The 2535-nt window shown below is 55.7% G+C and carries 1 pseudogene; it reads left to right on the top strand.

The features are described 5' to 3' along the window. Positions 1-2535, top strand: a pseudogene (locus tag OGH69_RS18185) (hypothetical protein); the annotation flags it as partial.

The raw sequence follows: 2535 nt of genomic DNA, 5'->3' as shown, positions 1-2535 counted from the left end.
CCTGAATCGTACTTTAACGCCTCGGCCGTGGAAGCCATCTTTGTGCGGGTAACCGTAGAGGAGACCGGCTGCTTCAGGATCGTGCTCCTTGATGTGAGGGTAGAGCCGGTACCGGTACTGGTAATGCCCACCGAGGACGAGCTTACCGTGTGCGACACCAACGGATCGGGCTTTGGGGTGTTCGACCTGCAGGCGCTTATAGAAGACATGGAGAACGACGGTCCAAACCTTGAGGTGACCTTCCACTATACCTGGCAGGATGCCGTAGACGGCAACAACCCGATAACCGAAGACCTTTCGAACTACCACAATGTGGATCCGTTCATACAAATCCTTTACGTTAGGGTAAGGAATACGGTTTCAGGATGCGTAAGGCAGGAGCCGTACATGATCACCCTGCGTGTGGAAGAGGCGCCACAGGCCCCTGAAGACCTTGAGGACATCAGGCAGTGTGACGACCGCGACAACAACGGGCAGAACAACCAGGCCATCTTTGACCTGACCGTTCAGGATGCCGAAATCAACGCTGCGCTTGCCCCAAGGGTAGTGGCGATAACCTACCATACCAGCCTGCAAAGCGCTAACCTGGGCATGCCAAGGATCGTGAACCCTGCCAATTATAATGGCACGCACCAGCAGTTCATCTGGGTAAGGGTGGAAGACCCTGATACCGAATGTTTCAGCGTGACCTCGTTCCAATTGCTGCTTGACCAGCCGCTGCTGCTTACCCAGCCGGCACCGCTGGTATTGTGCAACGAGAGCCTGACACCTAATGGAAATGATGCAATTACAGAATTTGACCTTACGGTTAAAGATGAAGAGATACTCGGGCCATTCGGTATCGGCCAGGGCATGACGGTTACTTACTATGAAACCGACCCACGCCTTGACCCTGCCGCGGTAGCCATACCGGACCCGACGGCCTACGAAAACCTTGGCCCGCCGCTGAACAACCCGCAAACGCTGTTTGTTAAAGTGACCACCCTAAGGGGGTGCGTGAGCTACACCACCCTGACCATACAGGTGCTGCCGCTGCCACAGCCGGACACCACTCCGGACCCGCTGGTGAAATGCGACGACAACAACTCGCCGGACGGCATGGAGGTATTCAACCTGGGTGATGCGGCTGCCGACATACGAAACGGCGATGCTACCATGGTGCTTACCTACTACACCAGCCTTGAAGATGCTGAGGACAGGGTGAACCAGATAATCAACTTCACGGCCTACAACACGGCCAGCACAACCATTTGGGTAAGGGCCGAGGCCAACACCGGCAACGCCAGCCACCCGGTTTGCTACCAGATCGTGAGCTTTGAGGTGATCGTGAACATGCTTCCTGAGCTTGGAGAAGCAGGTGTGATAGAGCCGTATGCGATATGCGAGCCGAATACCGATGGCATTGCCACCTTCGACTTCAATACCCACATGGATGAGATACTGGGCGAGGGCGTAAACCCGGATGATTATACCGTGACCTTTTACAGGAACGCCGGCGACCAGGCACTCGATATAGCCATGCCGTACATCTATACCAACACAAGTTCGCCAAACGTGCAGAACATCCTTGTACATGTTGTAAATAACGATACCGGCTGTGAGATTACCGCGCCGCTGACACTACTGGTAGAGGAAGCCGCCATAGCCAACCCTATCACCACCACGTTCTTTGAATGTGACTATGACGGGGACAACGATGGCGAGTTTACCTTCGACCTTACCGTAGTAGAGCCGGAAGTGCTGGGCACACAGAACCCGGCGACTTACAGCGTGGCCTACTACACCAGCCTGGCCGATGCTGAGGATGGCGTGAATGCCATACCGAACCCTACAGCCTACCAGAGCGCTCCGGATTACCAGATGATCTGGGTGAGGGTGACTAACGAGTCGACCGTAAGCGGGTGCAACGACATCACTACCCTGGAGCTGTTTGTGGAGCGCATCCCTGAACCGGTGCTTACTGCCGACCATACTACGGTATGTATCGACTTTGTGACCAACGACAATGTGCGCAATGCTACCATTGATTCCGGCCTGGATGCCACCCATACCTTTGTATGGTACCAGGATGGCAACGTGATGCCGGGAGAAACCGGCCCTACGCTTACAGTGACCGTGGCAGGCAGCTATACCGTGATCGCTACCAGCGCTACCGGGTGCGTGTCTGACCCTGTTGCCCCTGTCGTGATCGAGAGGAGCGGCCCTGCCAGCCCGATCAACTTTGGCTATGTGGTAGGCAACCCGTTTGGCGAGAACCAGGTGATCACCGTGCTGGTGCAGGGTTATGGCGAGTACCAGTACAGCCTGGACAACGGCCCGTGGCAGAACTCCAACGTGTTCGAAAATGTATCGGCTTACCCTGTGGAGCCGGGCCAGGTTGGCCATATCGTCCATGTGAGGGACATCGCTACGGCCGACCCTTGTGACGACCTTGAGCTGATACTGGACCTTGAAGGGGTGAGCCCGATCGATTACCCGAACTTCTTTACACCTAACGGCGACGGTTACCACGATTACTGGCAGCCCTTCGGGCTG

Origin of the sequence: Flavobacterium sp. MFBS3-15, assembly GCF_026107645.2 — a bacterium.
In the GTDB taxonomy this organism is placed as follows: domain Bacteria; phylum Bacteroidota; class Bacteroidia; order Flavobacteriales; family Flavobacteriaceae; genus Flavobacterium.
This window is presented reverse-complemented; position numbering and strand designations above follow the sequence as displayed.